Here is a 17,904-nt window from a genome sequence, read left to right as displayed (position 1 = left end):
GACATTGCCGTTGACTGGGCTTTGTTATTGAAGGCCGACATCTTGCAGAACATGATCAATGGCCGTCCCCAACTTGTCCACCAGTTCATCCAAGTGGGTGTCTTGCGAAATGAACGGCGGGGCCAACAGCACGTGGTCACCTTGTTGGCCGTCAATCGTGCCTCCCATTGGGTAACAGATCAGGCCATTGGCGAATGCCGCCGCTTTTAGCTTGGCGTTGAATTTTAGAGCAGGGTCAAGGCACGCTTTGGTTTCGCGGTCACGCACGAATTCCAAACCCACAAATAGGCCGCGCCCACGAATGTCGCCGACATGCGCGTTCTTTTCAAATCTGGCCTTGAGTTGGCTTTGAAGGTAGTTCCCTTTGCGGGCAACACCACTCACCAATCCGCCGGTGAGCTTTTTGAGAACAGCAAGCCCTGCCGCACAAGCCACTGGGTGCGACAGGTAGGTGTGGCCGTGCTGGAAGAAGCCAGAGCCGTGCTGAATGGCGTCATGGATAGTCTTGCTGCAGATCATAGCGCCGATGGGTTGGTATCCGGCGCCAAGGCCCTTGGCGATTGTGCAAATGTCGGGGGAAACACCTTCCTGCTCACAAGCAAATAGCGAACCGGTGCGCCCCATTCCACACATCACCTCGTCGAGTATTAAGAGGACGCCGTGCCGGTCACAAATCTCGCGGACGCGGCGAAAGTAACCTTCGACTGCCGGTACTGCGCCTAGTGTCGCTCCGACCACGGGTTCGGCGACAAAGCACATGACGTTTTCTGGCCCAAGTCTTTGGATCTCTTCTTCCAACTCGTCAGCGATGCGCTGCCCGTAGCCTTCTTCGCTCTCGGTGTCCTCGCGTCCGCGATAAGCGAAGCAGGGGGCGATATGGCTGACGTCGATCAAAAGTGGGGAAAATTGCGCGCGTCGCCACGCGTTGCCGCCGACAGCTAGAGCGCCGAGCGTGTTTCCGTGGTAGCTCTGCCTGCGCGCTATGATTTTGCTGCGTTTGGGCTGCCCGATTTCCAGATAGTACTGCCGGGCCAGCTTCAATGCAGCTTCAATAGCTTCCGACCCGCCTGAAACGAAATAGACGCGATCCAGCCCCGCCGGGGCGTTGTCAATCAAGATATCTGCGAGCTGTTCCGCAGGCTCGGACGTCAGGAAGCTGTTATGCGCATATGCCATCGAATCGAGCTGCGATTTTATCGCTTCAATCACCGCCTGGTCGCCATGCCCCAAGCAGGAAACGGCGGCTCCGCCTGACCCGTCGAGATACTGTTTGCCGTCGCTATCTGTTAGGTAGACACCATCTCCACGCAGCCCAACGGGCGGTAAGTTATTGGAATTTCGTGGAAAAACGCGTGTCATCAAGAGTGTTCCTGTGCGTGCTATTCCAATAATTCACTTTTTGGGCAATTATTTCCATAGGTAGTTACGCGCATAGACAGCTGATCCGTCGGCTGAGACGCTGCCGTCGCATATCGGATGCAAAATTCCGACAACGTCTGCGCATGCACGAAACCAGAGTGGATGGACCACCGTCACCGCTTGGGTTCGCGCAAACAAGAAATACAAATGGGAGAGAACAATGTTCCACAATAAGTTCACCATCACGGCCGCTGCGGCCCTGACTTTGGCGGCTGCGACGCCAGCCGCTATGGCAGAAGAGTTCATCACCATCGGCACCGGCGGTGTTACCGGGGTGTATTACCCAACCGGCGGCGCGATTTGCCGCCTGGTCAACAAAGGCCGCAAAGAGCACGGCATCCGCTGCTCGGTCGAATCCACTGGCGGTTCGGTCTACAACATCAACACCATTCGCGAAGGCGAGCTGGAGTTCGGTGTGGCTCAGTCCGACTGGCAGTACCACGCCTATAACGGCACATCGAAATTTGAAGATGCAGGCAAGTTCGAAGGCCTGCGCGCGGTCTTCTCTGTCCACCCGGAGCCATTCACCGTTGTGGCACGCGCCGATGCGGGCATCTCGACCTTTGATGACCTGAAAGGCAAACGCGTCAATATCGGCAACCCCGGTTCCGGTCAGCGCGGCACCATGGAAGTGCTTCTGGACGCCAAGGGCTGGACCACTGGCGATTTTGCACTGGCGACCGAGCTGAAAGCGGCTGAGCAATCAGCGGCACTCTGTGACAACCAGATCGACGCGATGGTCTACACCGTTGGCCACCCATCCGGGTCCATTCAGGAAGCCACCACCGCTTGCGATTCCGTGCTGGTTACAGTTGATGGCGACGCCGTCGCGGGTCTGGTTGATGAGAACTCCTTCTACCGGACAGCCACCATTCCGGGCGGCATGTATCGCGGCAATGACGGCGACACAGCGACCTTCGGTGTTGGGGCGACTTTTGTGACCTCGGCTGACGTGTCGGAAGACGCGGTCTACGCGGTGGTATCTTCGGTTATGGAAAACATTGAAGACTTCAAGAAGCTGCACCCCGCCTTCGCCAACCTTGATCCTAAGGAAATGGCATCGGCTGGTCTGTCCGCGCCGCTGCACCCCGGTGCTGCGAAGTACTACAAGGAAAAAGGTCTGATCGACTAAGCTAAGACTATTGCGGAGGGGCGGTTCGCCGCCCCTCCCACACGTCGCTAGAAAAACAAGTCTGCGCAAATGCGGACAGCCTGACGGGGGACATCATGGCCGACAAATCAACAGAGAACCGCGCGCTTAGCGAGGAAGAGCTTCAGGACCTTGTTGCCTCTTCTGACGCCGGCGCCCGTGATCCAGCCGGTTCCGTGGGCACCATGCTCGCCATTGTTGCCGTCGTCTGGTCGCTGTTTCAGGTACTGCTGGCCTCGCCGCTGGCAAACTACATCCTGCCCGGTGACATCATCAATAACTCCCGCCAGGTCCACCTGGCTTTCGCGATATTTCTCGCCTTCATGGCGTATCCCGCGCTGAAATCCAGCCCCCGACATTATATACCCTTGCAGGACTGGTTCCTCGGGTTGTTCGGCGTCTTCACCGCGCTTTACGGCTTCATTTTCTACCAAAAGATCGTCGATGCAGGCGGCTTGGCCGACGACATGGACAAGTGGTTCGCGCTTGCAGGCCTGCTGATCCTGTTTGAAGGCGCGCGCCGCGCGCTTGGCCCCGCCATGGCGATCATAGCCACGATTTTCCTCGGCTACGTCTTCTTCGGCTCGTCTGAATGGGTGCCAGATGTCATTCGCTGGAAGGGCGCGTCGCTGAAGAAGGCCATGAGCCATATGTGGATCACGTCCGAGGGCGTCTTCGGCATTGCGCTCGGGGTGTCCACCAAATTCGTCTTCCTCTTCGTCTTGTTCGGCGCACTTCTCGATAAGGCCGGGGCAGGGAACTACTTTATCAAGATGGCGTTCGGCGCTCTGGGCCACCTCAAGGGCGGGCCCGCAAAAGCCGCCGTTGTCGGGTCTGCCGCAACTGGCCTGATCTCCGGCTCTTCTATTGCCAACGTGGTGACCACCGGCACGTTTACCATCCCGCTGATGAAACGGGTGGGGTTCAGCTCCGAGAAGGCGGGCGCGGTCGAGGTGGCTTCTTCGGTCAACGGCCAAATCATGCCGCCTGTTATGGGCGCAGCCGCCTTCTTGATGGTGGAATATGTGGGCATTTCCTATGTCGAGGTCATCACCCACGCCTTCCTGCCCGCGACGATTTCCTACATCGCGCTGGTCTATATCGTTCACCTGGAAGCGGTGAAAAACAACATGCCGACATTGGGCGACCGCGTGGTGTCGATGGGCAAGACCATCGGCGGCATGGCGTTGTTCTTCGCGGGCTTCGCAGGGCTGTGCTACGGGGTGCAATATCCAGTCAGATGGATCGTTGCGGCCGTGCCCGGCATGTCCGGCGTTGTAATGTCTGCGCTGATTTTCGTGGCTTATGCGTTCCTGCTGTGGCTCGCCGCCTCAGTGCCAGATCTGGAGCCCGATGACCCCAACGCCGAAAAGGTCGAGCTGCCCGTCGTAGGCGAGATCTACAAATCGGGTCTCTACTACCTGCTTCCCATCATCGTGCTGGTCTACTTCCTGATGATCGAGCAAAAGTCCCCCGGCCTGTCGGCCTTCTGGGCCACGATGTTGCTGTTCGTGATCCTGCTGACGCAGCGACCACTCAAAGCCATCTTCCGCGGCGAAAGCGAAATGGCGGAGGCCTTCATCCAAGGCGTCGCAGACCTGATCCAAGGCCTGATTGACGGTGCACGCAACATGATCGGGATCGGCCTTGCAACCGCAACCGCTGGCGTGATCGTTGGCACCGTGACGCTAACAGGTGTGGGCCAAGTCATGGCCGACCTCGTTGAGTTCCTCTCCGGTGGCAACCTGATCCTAATGCTGGTGATGGTGGGGCTGCTAAGCCTCGTCCTCGGCATGGGGCTGCCGACCACGGCGAACTACATCGTTGTGTCATCCCTGATGGCCGGGGTGGTGGTCGAGCTGGGTGCGCAGTCCGGCCTGATCGTGCCGCTCATCGCCGTCCACCTGTTCGTGTTCTACTTCGGGATCATGGCCGATGTGACGCCCCCTGTGGGCCTTGCCAGCTTTGCCGCGGCTGCGGTCTCTGGCGGGGATGCGATCAAGACAGGCTTCGTGGCCTTCTTCTACTCCCTGCGCACCGTGGCCTTGCCCTTCGTGTTCATCTTCAACACCGACTTGTTGCTGATCGACGTGACGCTGACGCAGGGGATATTGGTCTTTATAACCGCCTCTATTGCGATCCTGATCTTCACGGCGGGCACCATGGGTTGGTTCCTGACAAAAAGCCGCATCTATGAAAGCGTCGCGCTGATCCTGATCGCCTTCATGCTGTTCCGCCCTGACTTCGTCATGGACCGCGTTCAGCCGCCATTCGCGCAGATTGAGCCATCCGGTTTCACCACCGCGCTGGGCGAGGCAGGTGTCGGACAGGAGCTGCGCCTGATCGTCTCCGGCCCAGACTTCGACACAGGCGACAACAAGGAAACCACCTTGGTGCTGCCAGTGCCGGAGGGCACGCCGGATGAACGCCTGATCGCATCGGGGCTGTTGCTGTTGGAAGAAGACGGCGTCGTCAAAATGGATGAACCCGCTTTCGGGTCCCCGTTCGGCGACACGCTCAGTAGCTTTGACTTCTATGCTGATGATCCGGTGCAGATCGCGTCCGTGCAGGCGCCATCCAATCAGATGCCGAAGGAACTGGTGTTCATTCCGGCGCTGATCCTCTTGCTATTGGTCGCGCTCCTGCAGCGTGGCCGCATTGGCCGTGAAGGAGTGCCAGCATGACAAATTCTGTTCTATGCGCCGTGGATGTCAGCAATGGTGACGATGACATCAAGACGATTCAAATGGCCAGCCAGCTCGCTGATTTGTATGACGCCCAGCTTGACGTCATTGCTGTCTTTCCTGACTTCGGGATGAGCCAGGTCGGAAACTTCTTCAACAAAGACCACCACGACACGATGATGTCGGAGACCAAAGATCAACTGAATGTTCTGGTCACCAAGGCTCTTGATGCCGAACGCAACAGCAATGTCCGCCATGTTGTCGCAACTGGACGAGCTTATGAGGAAGTCCTGAATCTCGCTGGAAAAACCAATCCTGTCTTGATTGTCGTAGGGGCCCACAAAGCGGATCTTACGGACTATCTGCTTGGCCCGAACGCGGCGCGGGTGGTGAGGCACGCGAAATGCTCGGTATATGTCGTCCGCTGACCAACGAGGGAAACTTGCGTGAGCAAAGCCCAACTCGGCAATTGAGTTCAACCTCTTGCGGGCATCGCCGCTTGTGCCACTTCCTTAGGTGCGCCATTCAAGCATGCGGCGTTCAATCAGAGTGATGACGGCGCTCATGATAACGCCAAGCAACGACAATATGACGACGCCCGCAAACAGCCGTTCAAGGTCGTAGAGAGACCCCGCCTCCAGGATATACGCGCCAATGCCGTATTCGGCCCCCAGCATTTCGGCCGCGACCAGAAGTATGATTGCAATGGCCAAGCTGATGCGTAGCCCCGAGAGGATACCGGGCAAAGCACCCGGCAAAACGATTTTGCGCACGATCGACCACCAAGACAGACCGAAGCTTTGGCCCATGCGGATAAGGGTGCGGTCTACGTTGTCCACCGCTCCGTAAGTGGCGACCACTGTGGGCGTAAATGTTCCAAAGGCGATGAGCGCGTATTTTGAACCTTCGCCAATCCCAAACCATATTACAAACAAAGGCAGCAACGCGATCTTCGGGATCGGAAAAATTGCGGCAACCAGTGGTACGAGACCTGACCGGACATACGAAAAAAGCCCGATTAGAACGCCCGCTGTGACGCCAATGCTGACGCCAATGGCCGCACCGACAGCGAGGCGCGCCAGCGATGGTCCTAAGTGCTGAAAGAGCAAGCCGCTGGCGTGAAGTTTACCGAGCGTGTCGAAAACATCGGATGGCCTGGGCAGCGTCAGTGCGGAAATCCATCCTGTCTGAGTGCCCCATTCGGCAACAGTGACTAGAAACACAAATACAGCGACGCCGATCCAACGTTGCGGCCTAGGGGCGAACCCGCCGCCGCGGAACGCTATGGTCTTGCCAGTCGTGTCAGACATGAATCAGTTCCTCATCGGCGGCGCGGGCTTCGTCCCGCATCAGGTTCCAAAGGTGCTTTTGGTATACGTCCAGATCAGCATCACCAAATTCCCGTTCCGCCAGAGGTTTGTCGATCTCGACTATTTCACGGATTTTCCCGGGCCGGCGAGACAAGACAACGACCCTGTGACCAAGGCGAACCGCCTCCGCGAGGTTGTGGGTGACATAGACCGCCGTAAACGGACGACGCGACCAAAGGTTGATCAAATCGTCCATCAACAGCTCACGGGTCTGGCTATCCAATGCGGATAGCGGTTCGTCCATCAGCATGACCGCCGGGTTCACAGCAAGCGCGCGCGCGATTGCCACACGTTGCTTCATCCCGCCCGACAATTGCTTGGGCAGCGCCTTGGCGAAGTCGGTTAGTTTCGTTCTGGCCAGAACGTCGTCAATTATTGTTTTCGCGCTAGCACCACGGATCCCATGATCTTCCAATACCAGCGAGATATTGCCCGATACTGAGCGCCACGGCAAAAGCGCAAAATCCTGAAAGATGTATGTGAGGGGGTTCAGACATCCTTCTGGCGGCTCCCCCACCTGCAGAACGCGACCGCGTTCGGGTCGCTCAAGCCCGCCAATGAACCGCAACAGGGTCGATTTCCCACACCCTGAAGGGCCGACAATGCAGACGATCTGTTCGTTCGGGATGTCGAGCGTGATGTCGCGCATCACCTCAAAGTCATCGTAGGAATGGCCGATACCATCCAGTCTGATGTCCATAATACTGCCTCAAGAAAGGTGCGGCGGGGCCATAGGATTGGCCCCGCCCTAAGCCGGCTATCAGGCCCCGGTTGTTTCCACGTATGAGCCGTCAACCAGGGTATCGAGCGTGATATCTGAACCAACCAGCCCTTCCGACTGGAACCAACTCAACTGGTCTTGGACCGATCCGACATTGAGCGCGGCATTCGTGCTCAGTCGCATGGTTCCGTTGATGATGGATGGGGCCGCTTTTTCGCGTTCGCGGTCGGTATAGACATATTTGTGAATGAGATCGACCATTTCGTCCTGATCCGCGGTGCCGTCGATCATAGCCGCAGCATAGTCGTCGACGCCCTTGGAGAAGCCGGCCAAAAAGCTTTCCGTCTGGGCGCGCTCTTCTGAGGCATTCTTGGCCGATGTAAAGACTGTCGTCACCTGATAGTCGGGGATGTAGTCAGAAACATTGGCAACCATGTGCCACGCCCCCGCCTTGGCGAGAGGCTTGGCAATATGAGGCACGATGGACCAGGCATCAACTTGCCCGGACTTCATAGCGCCGATGATTGCGCCGACCTTTTGAAGCGGCGTAAAGCTCAGATCGATCCCCTCAGCCGCAGCCATTTTGGCACCCATGTAATGGAAAGACGACCCGGCCTGGGTGACGGCATATTTCTTGCCATCGAGGTCCTTCAACGTCTTGATCCCCGCCTGATAGGACGCATCCGAAATCAGATATTTTTGCCCGTCAATGCCAGCCTCTTCCTGCAGGGCGCCGCCAATAACCTTGATGGCACCTTTGTCGGCCAGGCTGATCAATCCTCCGGAGATTGCAGTGACAGCATAGTCGATGTCGCCGCTTGCAATGGCGACCGCCATAGGTTGTGCGGCTTGAAAAAATTCAAACTCCACATCCAGCCCGGCTTCGGCGAAATACCCGCGTTCAAAGGCGACAAAGTTGCCGGAATGCGAAGTGAACCGCAGCGCCCCGACTTTGATTTTTGCGTTTTGGGCCAGTGCTGGTGTCGCGAGCCCGGATGCAGCGACCGTTCCGCCCATCAGGGCCAGTGCCTTACGGCGATTGAGTTTGATCATGATTTCCTCCCTATGATCTGGTTTAGGTGTCCGATTTCAATTCGGACTTAATGTCGTCGAGCAGAGCCGAGATGGCGGCCTCTCTGTCGCGGGCAAGAACTGCATCTACAATGCGTTGTTGGCCTACGCGGCGTAGTTCGAAGTTGAGCCGTCCTTCACGGAGCAAGGCCAAGCGGAACCTTCGGCTTTGGTTGAAAAGCTTGCGTTGAAGGTCGATCAACCGCGGGCTGCCACAGGCGTCAATCAAGGCATGGGAAAAACCTCGGCAAGCCTCGTCCCATTCCAGCGCGGTCAGGTCATCGGCATCCTGGATAACGCGATCCTCGGCCTTTCGCAGCGCGTGATGAGCTGCAATCACGCGGCCCTCCCAGGCAATATCGCCATCGTCTACCGCCAATCCCAGGGCAAGCTTCTCGATTTCTGAGCGCACCATTAGAATGTCCCGTACGTCCTCTTCCGTAGCGGAAGTCACCCGGAACCCACGTTGGCTTGTGGCCTCGACCAACCCTTCTGACGAAAGAATCCGCAAAGTTTCGCGCATCGAGTGATTGGAGCCACCATAAAGTGAGCGCAAATATTGGATTTTCAACTTCTGATCCGGCAGCAATACACCAAAGGAAATGTCTCGTCTCAGCGAGGCGGCGAGCATGGCTATTACGGTTTCATCTTCTTTTGCATCGCGACGAAGGATCAATTTGCCCACCTAAATCAAAAATGTTGGACATTTTAGGCTCTCATCTGCTCGCTCTGTCAAGAGTTGTAGCCATGTTGACTGTAAGTCGTTGAAGTAAATCATTAACTTACCAATATTCACAGTCAGCAGAATCTGGACATATGGCAATTCGTTGACCGAAATCCGCAAATACCCGCGAGATGCAGGCAGAATCGGCGCTGATATTGGGCGTATTGAACCCCTGCTACGACGGACCCTAGATAAGGCTGATGGCCCTATCGCATCGGCCTAGTTTGGGCTGTACCAGACATTGCGGTCTAAATGGATGTAATTGTCTGGCCGCCGCGCCGTCAAACACCCAAATATTTTTGGGACACTGTCGAGCTCAGCGCGTTCATCTCGTCCATCCAAACAGATGCACCCCGTTCGAGGATCACACCACGGTCGGAGACCTGTGCGAGCTCTTTCAGCGACTTGTCGATGAGGAGAATCGCCATATCAGTTTCCCGCTTCAGCTTGGTGATAGCAGCCCAGATTTCCTGACGAACAATCGGGGCAAGCCCTTCTGTCGCCTCATCAAGGATAAGCAGGCGTGGATTGGTCATCAGGGCGCGGGCAATGGCGAGCATTTGCTGCTCGCCGCCCGATAGAGACGCGGCCCGCTGCCTTGCGCGTTCGCCGAGGCGGGGGAACAGGGCTTCAACCGTATTCTGAGTCCATTCACCCGGCCGCGCGGCCGCGGTCAAGTTCTCCGCCACGGTCAAATCAGAAAAACAACGGCGCCCTTCCGGAACAAGCCCGATGCCAAGGCGGGCGGCGTGATGGCTGGGCAAACCGTGAAGGTCTTGCCCTGCAAATGTCAGGTCACCCTTTGATGGCATCATTCTGCAAATACATTTGACGGTCGTTGATTTCCCCATACCGTTGCGGCCCATCAGTGCGAGGACTTCGCCTTCGTTGATCTCAAGCGATACGTCAAAGAGGGTCTGACTTACGCCGTAGCTGGCAGCGAGATTTATGACCCGCAACAAACTCACGCCGTATCTCCCAGATAGGCCTGTTGCACGTCGGGATTGGATCTGATGTCGGCGACGGTGCCCGTTGCAATGACCCTGCCACCGACCAGGACGCTGATCCGATCGGCCAGGGCAAATACCGCGTCCATGTCATGTTCGACCAATAGGATAGGAGCGTCATCGCGCAGTCCTTGCAGGAACTCGGTGAGTTGTTTGGACCCGTCACTCCCTAACCCAGCCATTGGCTCGTCCATAAGGAACGCCCTGGGCCGCAAGGTCAGCGCAATTGCCACCTCAAGCTGGCGGCGCATGCCGTGACTAAGTGCGTCGCATCGTGTCTGGGCTTGGTCGGCCAGTCCCACACGTACCAACGCGCCTTCAGCCCTAGCGCGCAGACCCCTGTTGTTCATGGCTGGCTTCCAGAATTGCCAGATACCGCCCGCGGCGCCGATAGCGCCAAGCAGCACATTTTCTAAAACTGTATCTTCGGTTGCGAGGGCAGATATCTGAAACGTCCGACCTAGTCCTGCTCTTGCTCTGGCTGACACCGAAGCCGTGGTTACATCTTTCGCCAAAAAGTGAACCGTGCCGCTATCGGGTTTCAGTGCGCCGGTGATTTGCTGGATGAGTGTTGATTTCCCAGCGCCATTCGGCCCGATTAGGGCGTGTATCTCGCCCTTGCGCAGGTCAATTGAAACGTCGTCCGTAGCACATACCGCCCCAAAACTTTTGTTCAGGCTTTTGGTCTGCAAAATCGGGTCAGACATGTGCGCCCTCTTTGCCAGTTAGTAACCCCACCACGCCGCCACGGGCGAAAAGCACAATCATCAGAAGAACAGCGCCAAGATAGACGTGCCAATACTCAGTCAATCCTCCAAGCCAATGCTCTAGGGCCACGAATAGCGCTGCGCCAATGACCGGTCCCATCAAACGGCCAACCCCACCGATGATGATGAAGACGATCAGCTCACCGGAAAGCTGCCAGCTAAACATCGTTGGCGACACGAAGCGGTTCAGATCGGCATAGAGCGCTCCTGCAAGGCCGGTAACTGCCCCGGATATGATGAATGCAATCAGTTTGATCCTCACAGGGTTCAGGCCAACCGTTTCGGCCCGAACCGGCGACTGCCTGGCGGCATTCAACGCCAACCCAAAAGGTGACATTCTCATGCGCGCCTTGAGAAACAGCACAAAGCAAAGGATGACGAAACAGATGCCGAAGAACTGGATGGGGGCCAATGTGTTCAACCCCGGAAACCCGTTGCGTACGTAGATGGACAGCCCGTCTTCCCCGCCGTAGGTGCTCCACGAGATCGCGAAATAGTAGAACATCTGTCCGAAGGCGAGCGTAATCATGATGAAATAGACGCCGCTGGTGCGCAGTGACAGGACGCCGATCCCCCATGCGACAACAGAAGACATGATGACCGCTGCCAGCCAAATCAGAGGCATCGACTTTGTACCTGAGAGGGTGAGGGGGCCAAGTTCGAGCGGCACAAAGGTCTGTGCGTGATAAGCCAAGATACCCATTGCGTAGCCGCCAATGCCAAAAAACACCGCATGTCCGAGGCTGACAAGCCCGCCAATTCCAAGCGCGATGTTCAGCCCCACGGCCGCTAAGGCCAGGATTGCGGCCCGCGTGGCCAAAGTGATGGTAAATGGGGCGTCAGCGACCATCGCCCAGAGCGGGACACCCAGCAAACCGGCCAGAACGATAGCATTGATCCAGCGCTCGGCAATCATGTCCGCAGCCCGAACAGACCAGTTGGCCGCCAGATCAGCACAAGGCTCATCAAGATGTATATGAGCATCGACGCAAGTGCCGACCCGGTTTGCGTTGCCGCGCCAGGCGCCATGAACAATTTGAAGAGAGCTGGTAAAAATATTCCGCCAAGCGTATCCGCCAGCCCGACCATTATTGCGCCAATAAACGCGCCTTTGATCGAACCTATGCCACCGATTACGATGACCACAAAGGCAAGGATAAGAACCGGCTCACCCATCCCGACCTGCACAGACTGGATCGCGCCGACCAAGGCGCCGGCCAGGCCGGCAAGGGCGGCCCCCAGCGCGAAGACCAAGGTATAAAGCTTCGAGATATTGACCCCAAGCGCCGCGATCATTTCCCGGTCGTTTTTGCCAGCACGGATCTGAACGCCAATCCGGGTACGTTCGATCAACCACCATAATCCCGCCGCAACCGCCAATCCCACACAAATCAGGGTCAGACGATAGAGCGGGTATTCGATCCCACCGGGCAGAGTAGTCGGTCCTGAAAGGGCGTTCGGGATTTCGAGAAACAGCGGAAATGATCCAAAGACCCACCGTGTCCCTTCCGAAAATACGAGGATCAGCGCGAATGTAGCCAAAACCTGATCTAAATGAGCGCTGCCGTAGAGGCGCCGGATCACAAAGATTTCCACGATCGAGCCCGCAACCGCAGATGCGGTCAGCGCTGCGAACAAAGCCAACACAAAAGACCCAGTCATGGCTGCCACCGTAGCGGCGGCAAATGCTCCAACCATGAAGAATGATCCATGCGCCAGATTTATCAGCCCCATGACGCCGAATATCAGCGTGAGACCGGCGGCCATGAGAAACAACATGACGCCGAATTGTAGGCCGTTGAGGACCTGCTCAACGATGAGAATAGTGGACATAGCTTTGCTCGCAATTGGCCCGGCGGCTGTTCACCATCCGGGCCATAACGATCTTACATCTTGCACTCGGCGGCGTACGCGTCGGAGTGGTTTTCTAACGCCACGCCAATGATCTTGTTAGTGAATATATCGCCCTCTTGAATCACTTCGCGTGCGTAAATGGTCTGTACCGGATGGTGGTTTGGCCCGAACGCAAAGTCACCACGCGTGCTGTCAAACTCAGCGGCTCTTAGCGCCTCACGAAAACCATCAGCATCGGACACGTCTGCCTTCTCGATGGCGGACACCAGCAGGTTTGCCGTGTCAAAGCCTTGGCTGGCATACAGCGACGGAAGGCGGCCATATTTTTCCTGGAAGCTCGCGACAAAGGCCGCATTCGTGGCATTGTCGATGTCCTTGTTCCATTGGCTGGTGTTGACGACCCCAAGTGCCGCTCCGCCAACGGCTTGAAGGATGCCTTGGTCGAAGCTGAAGGCCGGCCCAACAACCGGAATGTCGACACCGCTGTCCGCATATTGTTTCAGGAACGAAATCCCCATGCCGCCGGGCAGGAAGAAAAATACACTGTCAGCGCCAGAGGCCCGAATTTGCGCGATTTCAGCCGCATAATCTTTCTGCCCGAGTTCGGTGAACAGCTCGCCCGACAACTCACCGCCGTATAGGCGCTTGTAGCCGGTCAGCGCGTCTTGCCCAGCAGGGTAGTTTGGGGCCAGGATGAAACTGTTCTTGTATCCCGCGCCTTTGGCATAGGCCCCTGCGGCCTCATGCAGGTTGTCATTCTGCCAAGCCACGTTGAAATAGTTCTCGTGGCACCCTTTGCCGGCCAAGGCAGACGGACCCGCGTTGGGTGAGAGGTAAAATTTGCCCTGCGCCGTGGCGCTGGGAACTACGGCCATGGCGAGATTGGACCAAATGATCCCAGTCATCACGTCCACACGTTCAGATTGAATCATCTTGTCTGCCAGTTGCACGGCGACATCGGGTTTTCGCTGGTCGTCTTCGATCACGACTTCAATGTCAGTGCGACCGGATTGTTCGATAGCCAGCATAAAGCCGTCCCGAACGTCGATGCCCAAGCCGGCGCCCCCGCCAGACAGGGTTGTAATCATGCCAACCTTGACCTCTGCCAAACCTGCCGTTGCGGCCAGGGCGAGCGCAGCCCATGCCAATAGTAGTCTTTTCATATCTGTTCCTCCCATAGAACTCTTGTGACCACTCTTGCGGCATGCTGCCATCGGCGGTCTATCCGAATTACCCAAAGGCAACACTGTGGTCAGTGGGCTGTTTTCGTCAACTCATTATCCGCGATTGTCCGGATCGCCTTGCACCGGCTGCCGCATCAAGCACTTACGTGCTTTTCTGAAAAAATTGGCCGGCACCGGAACGCATCTGCTCGACAAGATGCCGCCCAATTTGGGCCGGACCAAGTTGTCTTAACCATCGGTTTGGCTTACGATTCCAGTTATGGATTTAGAGTTGAGCAAGCGACCGAAATGCAGCGAGTGCCCGATACGTCACCGTGCCGTTTGCGCAAGGTGCGATGATGACGAGTTGTTAACTCTTGAAGCCATCAAAAGTTACAAATCCTTCAAGGCCGGCGAGCCAATTCTGTGGCGCGGGGATGAGTTGGTTTATCTGGCCTCCATAGTGGAGGGCGTGGCGACACTGAATAAATCCATGGAAGATGGCCGGACCCAAATGGTGGGGCTTCTGCTCCCATCCGACTTTATTGGCAGGCCAGGGCGCAACGACATCGAATTTGACGTGGTTGCCGCCACTGATGTGACGCTATGTTGCTTCCAGCGAAAGCCATTTGAGCGGCTGCTTGAAACCACGCCCCACATCTCGCAACGGCTTGTCGAAATGACGATGGATGAGCTGGACGCTGCACGGGACTGGATGGTCCTTTTGGGGCGCAAAACGGCGCAAGAAAAGACTGCGACATTCGTGGAAATGCTGGTCCGGCGTCAACGGGTGGACGGTGTCGATACCGACCCGCAGCACCTTGCGCTCCCGCTGACGCGCGACGAGATAGCAAATTACCTGGGGCTTACTCTGGAAACCGTCAGCCGTCAGCTGAACGCGATGAAGAAGGACGGCGTCTTGCGTTTTGCGGACCGGCGCCGCTTTGAAGTGGCGGATTTTAAGGCTTTGCGAAACGCCACTGGTGATGGGGCGGAATACTAAGAAATTCCTCAAAACCTGATCTGCATCAAAGTATCGGCAGGTCAAATGCGCTCTACTGCTCCTGAAAAAATAGGAGAGCGCAGCGATGTACAAAAGCATCTTGATACCGGTTCTGTTAGATAAGTCACGAGACGTTGACGGCTCGTTCAAGGCTGCAATGGCCATGGCTGACGATACCGCGCAGATAACCCTGTTGCATGTGTTTGAGGCCGTCCCGAGCTATGTCGCGGACTACATTCCGCCGGACTACATGAATTCCAAAAAAGACGCGATGCAGGGCGCGCTCGATGAAATGGCGAAACAGCTGCCAAATTGCCGGGGCGTTATCGCTGAAGGCCGGGCTGGTCCTCGCATATCGAGATGGGCAGAAGAGAACGGCAACGACTGCATTGTCATTGCGTCCCATGAGCCTGCGTTTTCGGACATCTTGCTGGGATCTGTGGCCCACCATGTTGTGCGCCACGCCAAATGTGCTGTGCATGTGATCCGCTGAACATGAAAATTCCGAGGACTTGATACAGATCAAAGTCGCCCGCCGCATGGCCGACTAATCAGGACGTGCGAACAGGTGTGCTGGCCACGGTCAGCCCACGCGAACAGCGTGACAAGAAGGATTTCACATGGACTATTTTAAGCTGATTGTGCTGGGTCTCATCACAATGGTAGCGGCCATCGGAGCAAATTGGGCGCATGATCTGGCCTACCAGATACATGCGCTGCTGATTGTGGCGATCGCCTTCGGGATGTTCATCTGGGTCCTGCGACGAATGGGCGAGCCGGCTGCGGAAGTAGCCGACAATGATAGTTATTCTGACGGTGTGATCCGGGCGGGCGTTATAGCGACTGCGTTTTGGGGTGTTGCGGGCTTTCTTGTTGGAACATTCATTGCATTCCAATTGGCCTTCCCAGAACTGAACTTCGACTGGGGCCAACCCTATACGAATTTCGGACGGCTGCGTCCGCTACATACTTCGGCCGTGATCTTTGCCTTCGGTGGCAATGCCTTGATTGCGACGTCCTTCTACGTCGTACAGCGTACCAGCTCGGTCCGGCTCTTCGGCGGAAACCTGAGCTGGTTCGTGTTTTGGGGATATCAGCTGTTCATCGTGCTGGCCGCGACCGGGTATCTTCTGGGGGCGACCCAATCCAAGGAATACGCAGAACCCGAATGGTATGTCGACATCTGGCTGACCATTGTTTGGGTGAGCTACCTGGTTGTCTTCCTGGGCACCATCTTCATGCGCCGGGAGCGCCACATCTACGTGGCAAACTGGTTCTTCTTGAGCTTCATCATCACGGTCGCAATGCTGCATCTTATCAACAACTTGTCGATCCCAGTCAGTTTCTGGGGGTCCAAATCGGTACAGGTCTTCGCGGGCGTGCAAGATGCCATGACGCAATGGTGGTACGGCCATAACGCCGTCGGTTTTTTCCTGACGGCGGGTTTTCTGGGGATGATGTATTACTTCGTGCCTAAGCAGGCAGGTCGGCCAGTTTATTCGTACAAACTGTCTATCATCCACTTCTGGGCGCTGATCTTCCTCTACATTTGGGCGGGTCCGCACCATCTGCATTACACCGCACTCCCTGACTGGGCGTCCACGCTGGGCATGGTCTTCTCAATCATCCTGTGGATGCCCAGCTGGGGTGGAATGATCAACGGGCTGATGACCTTGCAAGGGGCTTGGGACAAGCTGAGAACAGATCCAATCATGCGGATGTTCGTTCTGTCGCTGGGTTTCTACGGCATGTCGACATTCGAGGGTCCTATGATGTCGATCCGGGCGGTCAATTCGCTCAGCCACTATACTGACTGGACCATTGGGCACGTACATTCCGGTGCGCTTGGTTGGAACGGTATGATCACATTCGCCTGCATCTACTTCCTGACGCCGAAGCTTTGGGGTCGGGAGAAAATGTATTCGATGTCGGCAATCAACTGGCACTTCTGGTTGGCCACCATTGGCATCGTGCTCTACGCGGCATCGATGTGGGTCACCGGTATTATGGAAGGCCTGATGTGGCGCGAGGTCGACGACCAGGGTTTCCTCGTGAATTCATTCGCCGACACGGTGGCCGCCAAGTTCCCGATGTATGTGGTGCGTGGGTTGGGTGGGGTCCTGTTCCTCTCCGGTGCGCTGATCATGTGCTGGAACATGTGGATGACCATTCGCGGGGCGAAACCTGTGAATGCACCACTTCCCCACGCAATTCCTGCTGAGTAAGGACCGCAAAAATGGCATTTCTTGATAAACATGCGATCCTCGAAAAGAGCCCGACCCTGTTGCTGGTCTCATCCCTATTGGTTGTGACAATTGGCGGGATCGTCGAGATCGCACCGTTATTCTGGCTTGAAAACACCATCGAAGAGGTGGAAGGCGTGCGGCCCTATTCGCCATTGGAGCTGACCGGCCGTGACATTTATGTGCGGGAAGGGTGCTACACCTGCCACTCGCAAATGATCAGGCCGATGCGTGACGAGGTTGAACGCTACGGCCATTACTCTTTGGCCGCGGAATCGATGTATGACCATCCCTTCCAATGGGGGTCGAAACGCACCGGACCGGATGTTGCACGTGTTGGGGGGCGATATTCTGACGCCTGGCATGTGGACCATCTGATGGACCCTCAATCCGTCGTGCCGGAATCGATCATGCCCAAATACGCGTTTCTGGCGGATACCGAGATTGAGCCTGAACATATAGAGGCCCTCCTCAAAACCCACCGATTTGTGGGGGTGCCCTACACCGACGAACAAATTGAAACAGCGGCAGCCGATTTCAAGGTGCAAGCCGATCCTGACGCCGACTATGACGGCATGCTGGAACGCTACCCGGGTGCCGCCGTGTCGAATTTTGATGGTCAACCTGAGTTAACGGAAATGGATGCGCTTATCGCCTATCTGCAAGTTCTCGGCACTATGGTCGACTTTTCCACTTTCACCCCCGAAGCCAGCCGATAGGAGGCCATC

Annotated in this window: 17 protein-coding genes; 7 read left to right on the top strand and 10 right to left on the bottom strand. The window is 56.5% G+C overall.

All coding sequences use genetic code 11. The annotated features are described in order from the left end of the window. Positions 1-24 precede the first annotated feature (24 nt). On the bottom strand, positions 25-1,359 hold the full coding sequence (locus tag Q0899_RS10655; RefSeq protein WP_299192728.1) for an aspartate aminotransferase family protein: 1,335 nt from the start codon (positions 1,357-1,359) through the stop codon (positions 25-27). 220 nt (positions 1,360-1,579) lie between these two features. Between Q0899_RS10655 and Q0899_RS10650 the strand changes: the two genes are divergently transcribed. The 3 genes from Q0899_RS10650 (at position 1,580) to Q0899_RS10640 (ending at position 5,681) form a co-directional block, all read left to right on the top strand. After that, complete coding sequence (locus Q0899_RS10650; RefSeq protein WP_299192726.1) at positions 1,580-2,551, top strand: TAXI family TRAP transporter solute-binding subunit; 972 nt, start codon at positions 1,580-1,582, stop codon at positions 2,549-2,551. 95 nt (positions 2,552-2,646) lie between these two features. Then, positions 2,647-5,253, top strand: a complete 2,607-nt coding sequence (locus Q0899_RS10645; RefSeq protein ID WP_299192724.1) for a TRAP transporter permease — start codon at positions 2,647-2,649, stop codon at positions 5,251-5,253. Next, entirely contained in the window at positions 5,250-5,681 is a 432-nt protein-coding gene (locus Q0899_RS10640; protein ID WP_298293576.1) for a universal stress protein, read from the top strand. The genes Q0899_RS10645 and Q0899_RS10640 overlap by 4 nt, the downstream gene beginning before the upstream one ends. An 84-nt stretch (positions 5,682-5,765) precedes the next feature. Here the strand turns inward: Q0899_RS10640 and Q0899_RS10635 are convergent, their stop codons facing one another. The 9 genes from Q0899_RS10635 to Q0899_RS10595 all read right to left on the bottom strand — a co-directional run bounded on the left by Q0899_RS10635 (position 5,766) and on the right by Q0899_RS10595 (position 13,930). Further along, positions 5,766-6,563 (bottom strand): ABC transporter permease, encoded by a 798-nt coding sequence (locus tag Q0899_RS10635; RefSeq protein WP_298293574.1) that lies wholly within the window; start codon positions 6,561-6,563, stop codon positions 5,766-5,768. After that, the gene (locus Q0899_RS10630) at positions 6,556-7,323 is read right to left on the bottom strand and encodes an ABC transporter ATP-binding protein (RefSeq protein ID WP_298293572.1); all 768 of its coding nucleotides are present in this window, start codon (positions 7,321-7,323) and stop codon (positions 6,556-6,558) included. The genes Q0899_RS10635 and Q0899_RS10630 overlap by 8 nt, the downstream gene beginning before the upstream one ends. Positions 7,324-7,383: 60 nt before the next feature. Beyond that, entirely contained in the window at positions 7,384-8,397 is a 1,014-nt protein-coding gene (locus tag Q0899_RS10625; protein ID WP_299192721.1) for an ABC transporter substrate-binding protein, read from the bottom strand. Positions 8,398-8,419: 22 nt separating this feature from the next. Next, positions 8,420-9,091, bottom strand: coding sequence for an FCD domain-containing protein (locus Q0899_RS10620; RefSeq protein WP_299192719.1), 672 nt, complete (start codon positions 9,089-9,091; stop codon positions 8,420-8,422). Positions 9,092-9,420: 329 nt separating this feature from the next. Next, positions 9,421-10,107 (bottom strand): ABC transporter ATP-binding protein, encoded by a 687-nt coding sequence (locus tag Q0899_RS10615; protein ID WP_298361817.1) that lies wholly within the window; start codon positions 10,105-10,107, stop codon positions 9,421-9,423. Then, the gene (locus tag Q0899_RS10610; protein WP_298361814.1) at positions 10,104-10,853 is read right to left on the bottom strand and encodes an ABC transporter ATP-binding protein; all 750 of its coding nucleotides are present in this window, start codon (positions 10,851-10,853) and stop codon (positions 10,104-10,106) included. The genes Q0899_RS10615 and Q0899_RS10610 overlap by 4 nt, the downstream gene beginning before the upstream one ends. Beyond that, complete coding sequence (locus tag Q0899_RS10605) at positions 10,846-11,829, bottom strand: branched-chain amino acid ABC transporter permease (RefSeq protein ID WP_298361811.1); 984 nt, start codon at positions 11,827-11,829, stop codon at positions 10,846-10,848. Before Q0899_RS10605 ends, Q0899_RS10610 begins: the two co-directional genes overlap by 8 nt. After that, positions 11,826-12,746, bottom strand: a complete 921-nt coding sequence (locus Q0899_RS10600; RefSeq protein ID WP_299192716.1) for a branched-chain amino acid ABC transporter permease — start codon at positions 12,744-12,746, stop codon at positions 11,826-11,828. Before Q0899_RS10600 ends, Q0899_RS10605 begins: the two co-directional genes overlap by 4 nt. A gap of 53 nt (positions 12,747-12,799) precedes the next feature. Further along, positions 12,800-13,930 (bottom strand): ABC transporter substrate-binding protein, encoded by a 1,131-nt coding sequence (locus Q0899_RS10595; protein WP_298293558.1) that lies wholly within the window; start codon positions 13,928-13,930, stop codon positions 12,800-12,802. Positions 13,931-14,210: 280 nt separating this feature from the next. Here Q0899_RS10595 and fnrL point away from each other — a divergent pair, with 280 nt between their 5' ends. From fnrL to ccoO, 4 genes are all read left to right on the top strand, one after another. Then, the gene (gene fnrL / locus Q0899_RS10590) at positions 14,211-14,933 is read left to right on the top strand and encodes a transcriptional regulator FnrL (protein ID WP_298293556.1); all 723 of its coding nucleotides are present in this window, start codon (positions 14,211-14,213) and stop codon (positions 14,931-14,933) included. A gap of 85 nt (positions 14,934-15,018) precedes the next feature. Then, entirely contained in the window at positions 15,019-15,426 is a 408-nt protein-coding gene (locus Q0899_RS10585) for a universal stress protein (RefSeq protein WP_298293554.1), read from the top strand. Between the two features lie 127 nt (positions 15,427-15,553). Beyond that, complete coding sequence (ccoN, locus tag Q0899_RS10580; protein WP_299192713.1) at positions 15,554-17,158, top strand: cytochrome-c oxidase, cbb3-type subunit I; 1,605 nt, start codon at positions 15,554-15,556, stop codon at positions 17,156-17,158. A gap of 11 nt (positions 17,159-17,169) precedes the next feature. Then, a complete protein-coding gene (gene ccoO, locus Q0899_RS10575) occupies positions 17,170-17,895 on the top strand; it encodes a cytochrome-c oxidase, cbb3-type subunit II (RefSeq protein WP_298293551.1) in 726 nt (241 codons plus the stop codon). Positions 17,896-17,904: the final 9 nt, after the last annotated feature.

The sequence above is a fragment of the uncultured Litoreibacter sp. genome (assembly GCF_947501785.1).
Lineage (GTDB): Bacteria > Pseudomonadota > Alphaproteobacteria > Rhodobacterales > Rhodobacteraceae > Litoreibacter.
The sequence above is the reverse complement of the archived record's forward strand: the minus strand, read 5'-3'. Positions and strand labels throughout refer to the sequence as shown.

Bases quoted from the DNA above. Each gene is read 5' to 3' on its own strand.
- Q0899_RS10655 (WP_299192728.1), bottom strand. From the start codon at position 1,359: ATGACACGCGTTTTTCCACGAAATTCCAATAACTTACCGCCCGTTGGG.
- Q0899_RS10650 (WP_299192726.1), top strand. From the start codon at position 1,580: ATGTTCCACAATAAGTTCACCATCACGGCCGCTGCGGCCCTGACTTTG.
- Q0899_RS10645 (WP_299192724.1), top strand. From the start codon at position 2,647: ATGGCCGACAAATCAACAGAGAACCGCGCGCTTAGCGAGGAAGAGCTT.
- Q0899_RS10640 (WP_298293576.1), top strand. From the start codon at position 5,250: ATGACAAATTCTGTTCTATGCGCCGTGGATGTCAGCAATGGTGACGAT.
- Q0899_RS10635 (WP_298293574.1), bottom strand. From the start codon at position 6,563: ATGTCTGACACGACTGGCAAGACCATAGCGTTCCGCGGCGGCGGGTTC.
- Q0899_RS10630 (WP_298293572.1), bottom strand. From the start codon at position 7,323: ATGGACATCAGACTGGATGGTATCGGCCATTCCTACGATGACTTTGAG.
- Q0899_RS10625 (WP_299192721.1), bottom strand. From the start codon at position 8,397: ATGATCAAACTCAATCGCCGTAAGGCACTGGCCCTGATGGGCGGAACG.
- Q0899_RS10610 (WP_298361814.1), bottom strand. From the start codon at position 10,853: ATGTCTGACCCGATTTTGCAGACCAAAAGCCTGAACAAAAGTTTTGGG.
- Q0899_RS10605 (WP_298361811.1), bottom strand. From the start codon at position 11,829: ATGATTGCCGAGCGCTGGATCAATGCTATCGTTCTGGCCGGTTTGCTG.
- Q0899_RS10600 (WP_299192716.1), bottom strand. From the start codon at position 12,746: ATGTCCACTATTCTCATCGTTGAGCAGGTCCTCAACGGCCTACAATTC.
- Q0899_RS10595 (WP_298293558.1), bottom strand. From the start codon at position 13,930: ATGAAAAGACTACTATTGGCATGGGCTGCGCTCGCCCTGGCCGCAACG.
- fnrL (WP_298293556.1), top strand. From the start codon at position 14,211: ATGGATTTAGAGTTGAGCAAGCGACCGAAATGCAGCGAGTGCCCGATA.
- Q0899_RS10585 (WP_298293554.1), top strand. From the start codon at position 15,019: ATGTACAAAAGCATCTTGATACCGGTTCTGTTAGATAAGTCACGAGAC.
- ccoN (WP_299192713.1), top strand. From the start codon at position 15,554: ATGGACTATTTTAAGCTGATTGTGCTGGGTCTCATCACAATGGTAGCG.
- ccoO (WP_298293551.1), top strand. From the start codon at position 17,170: ATGGCATTTCTTGATAAACATGCGATCCTCGAAAAGAGCCCGACCCTG.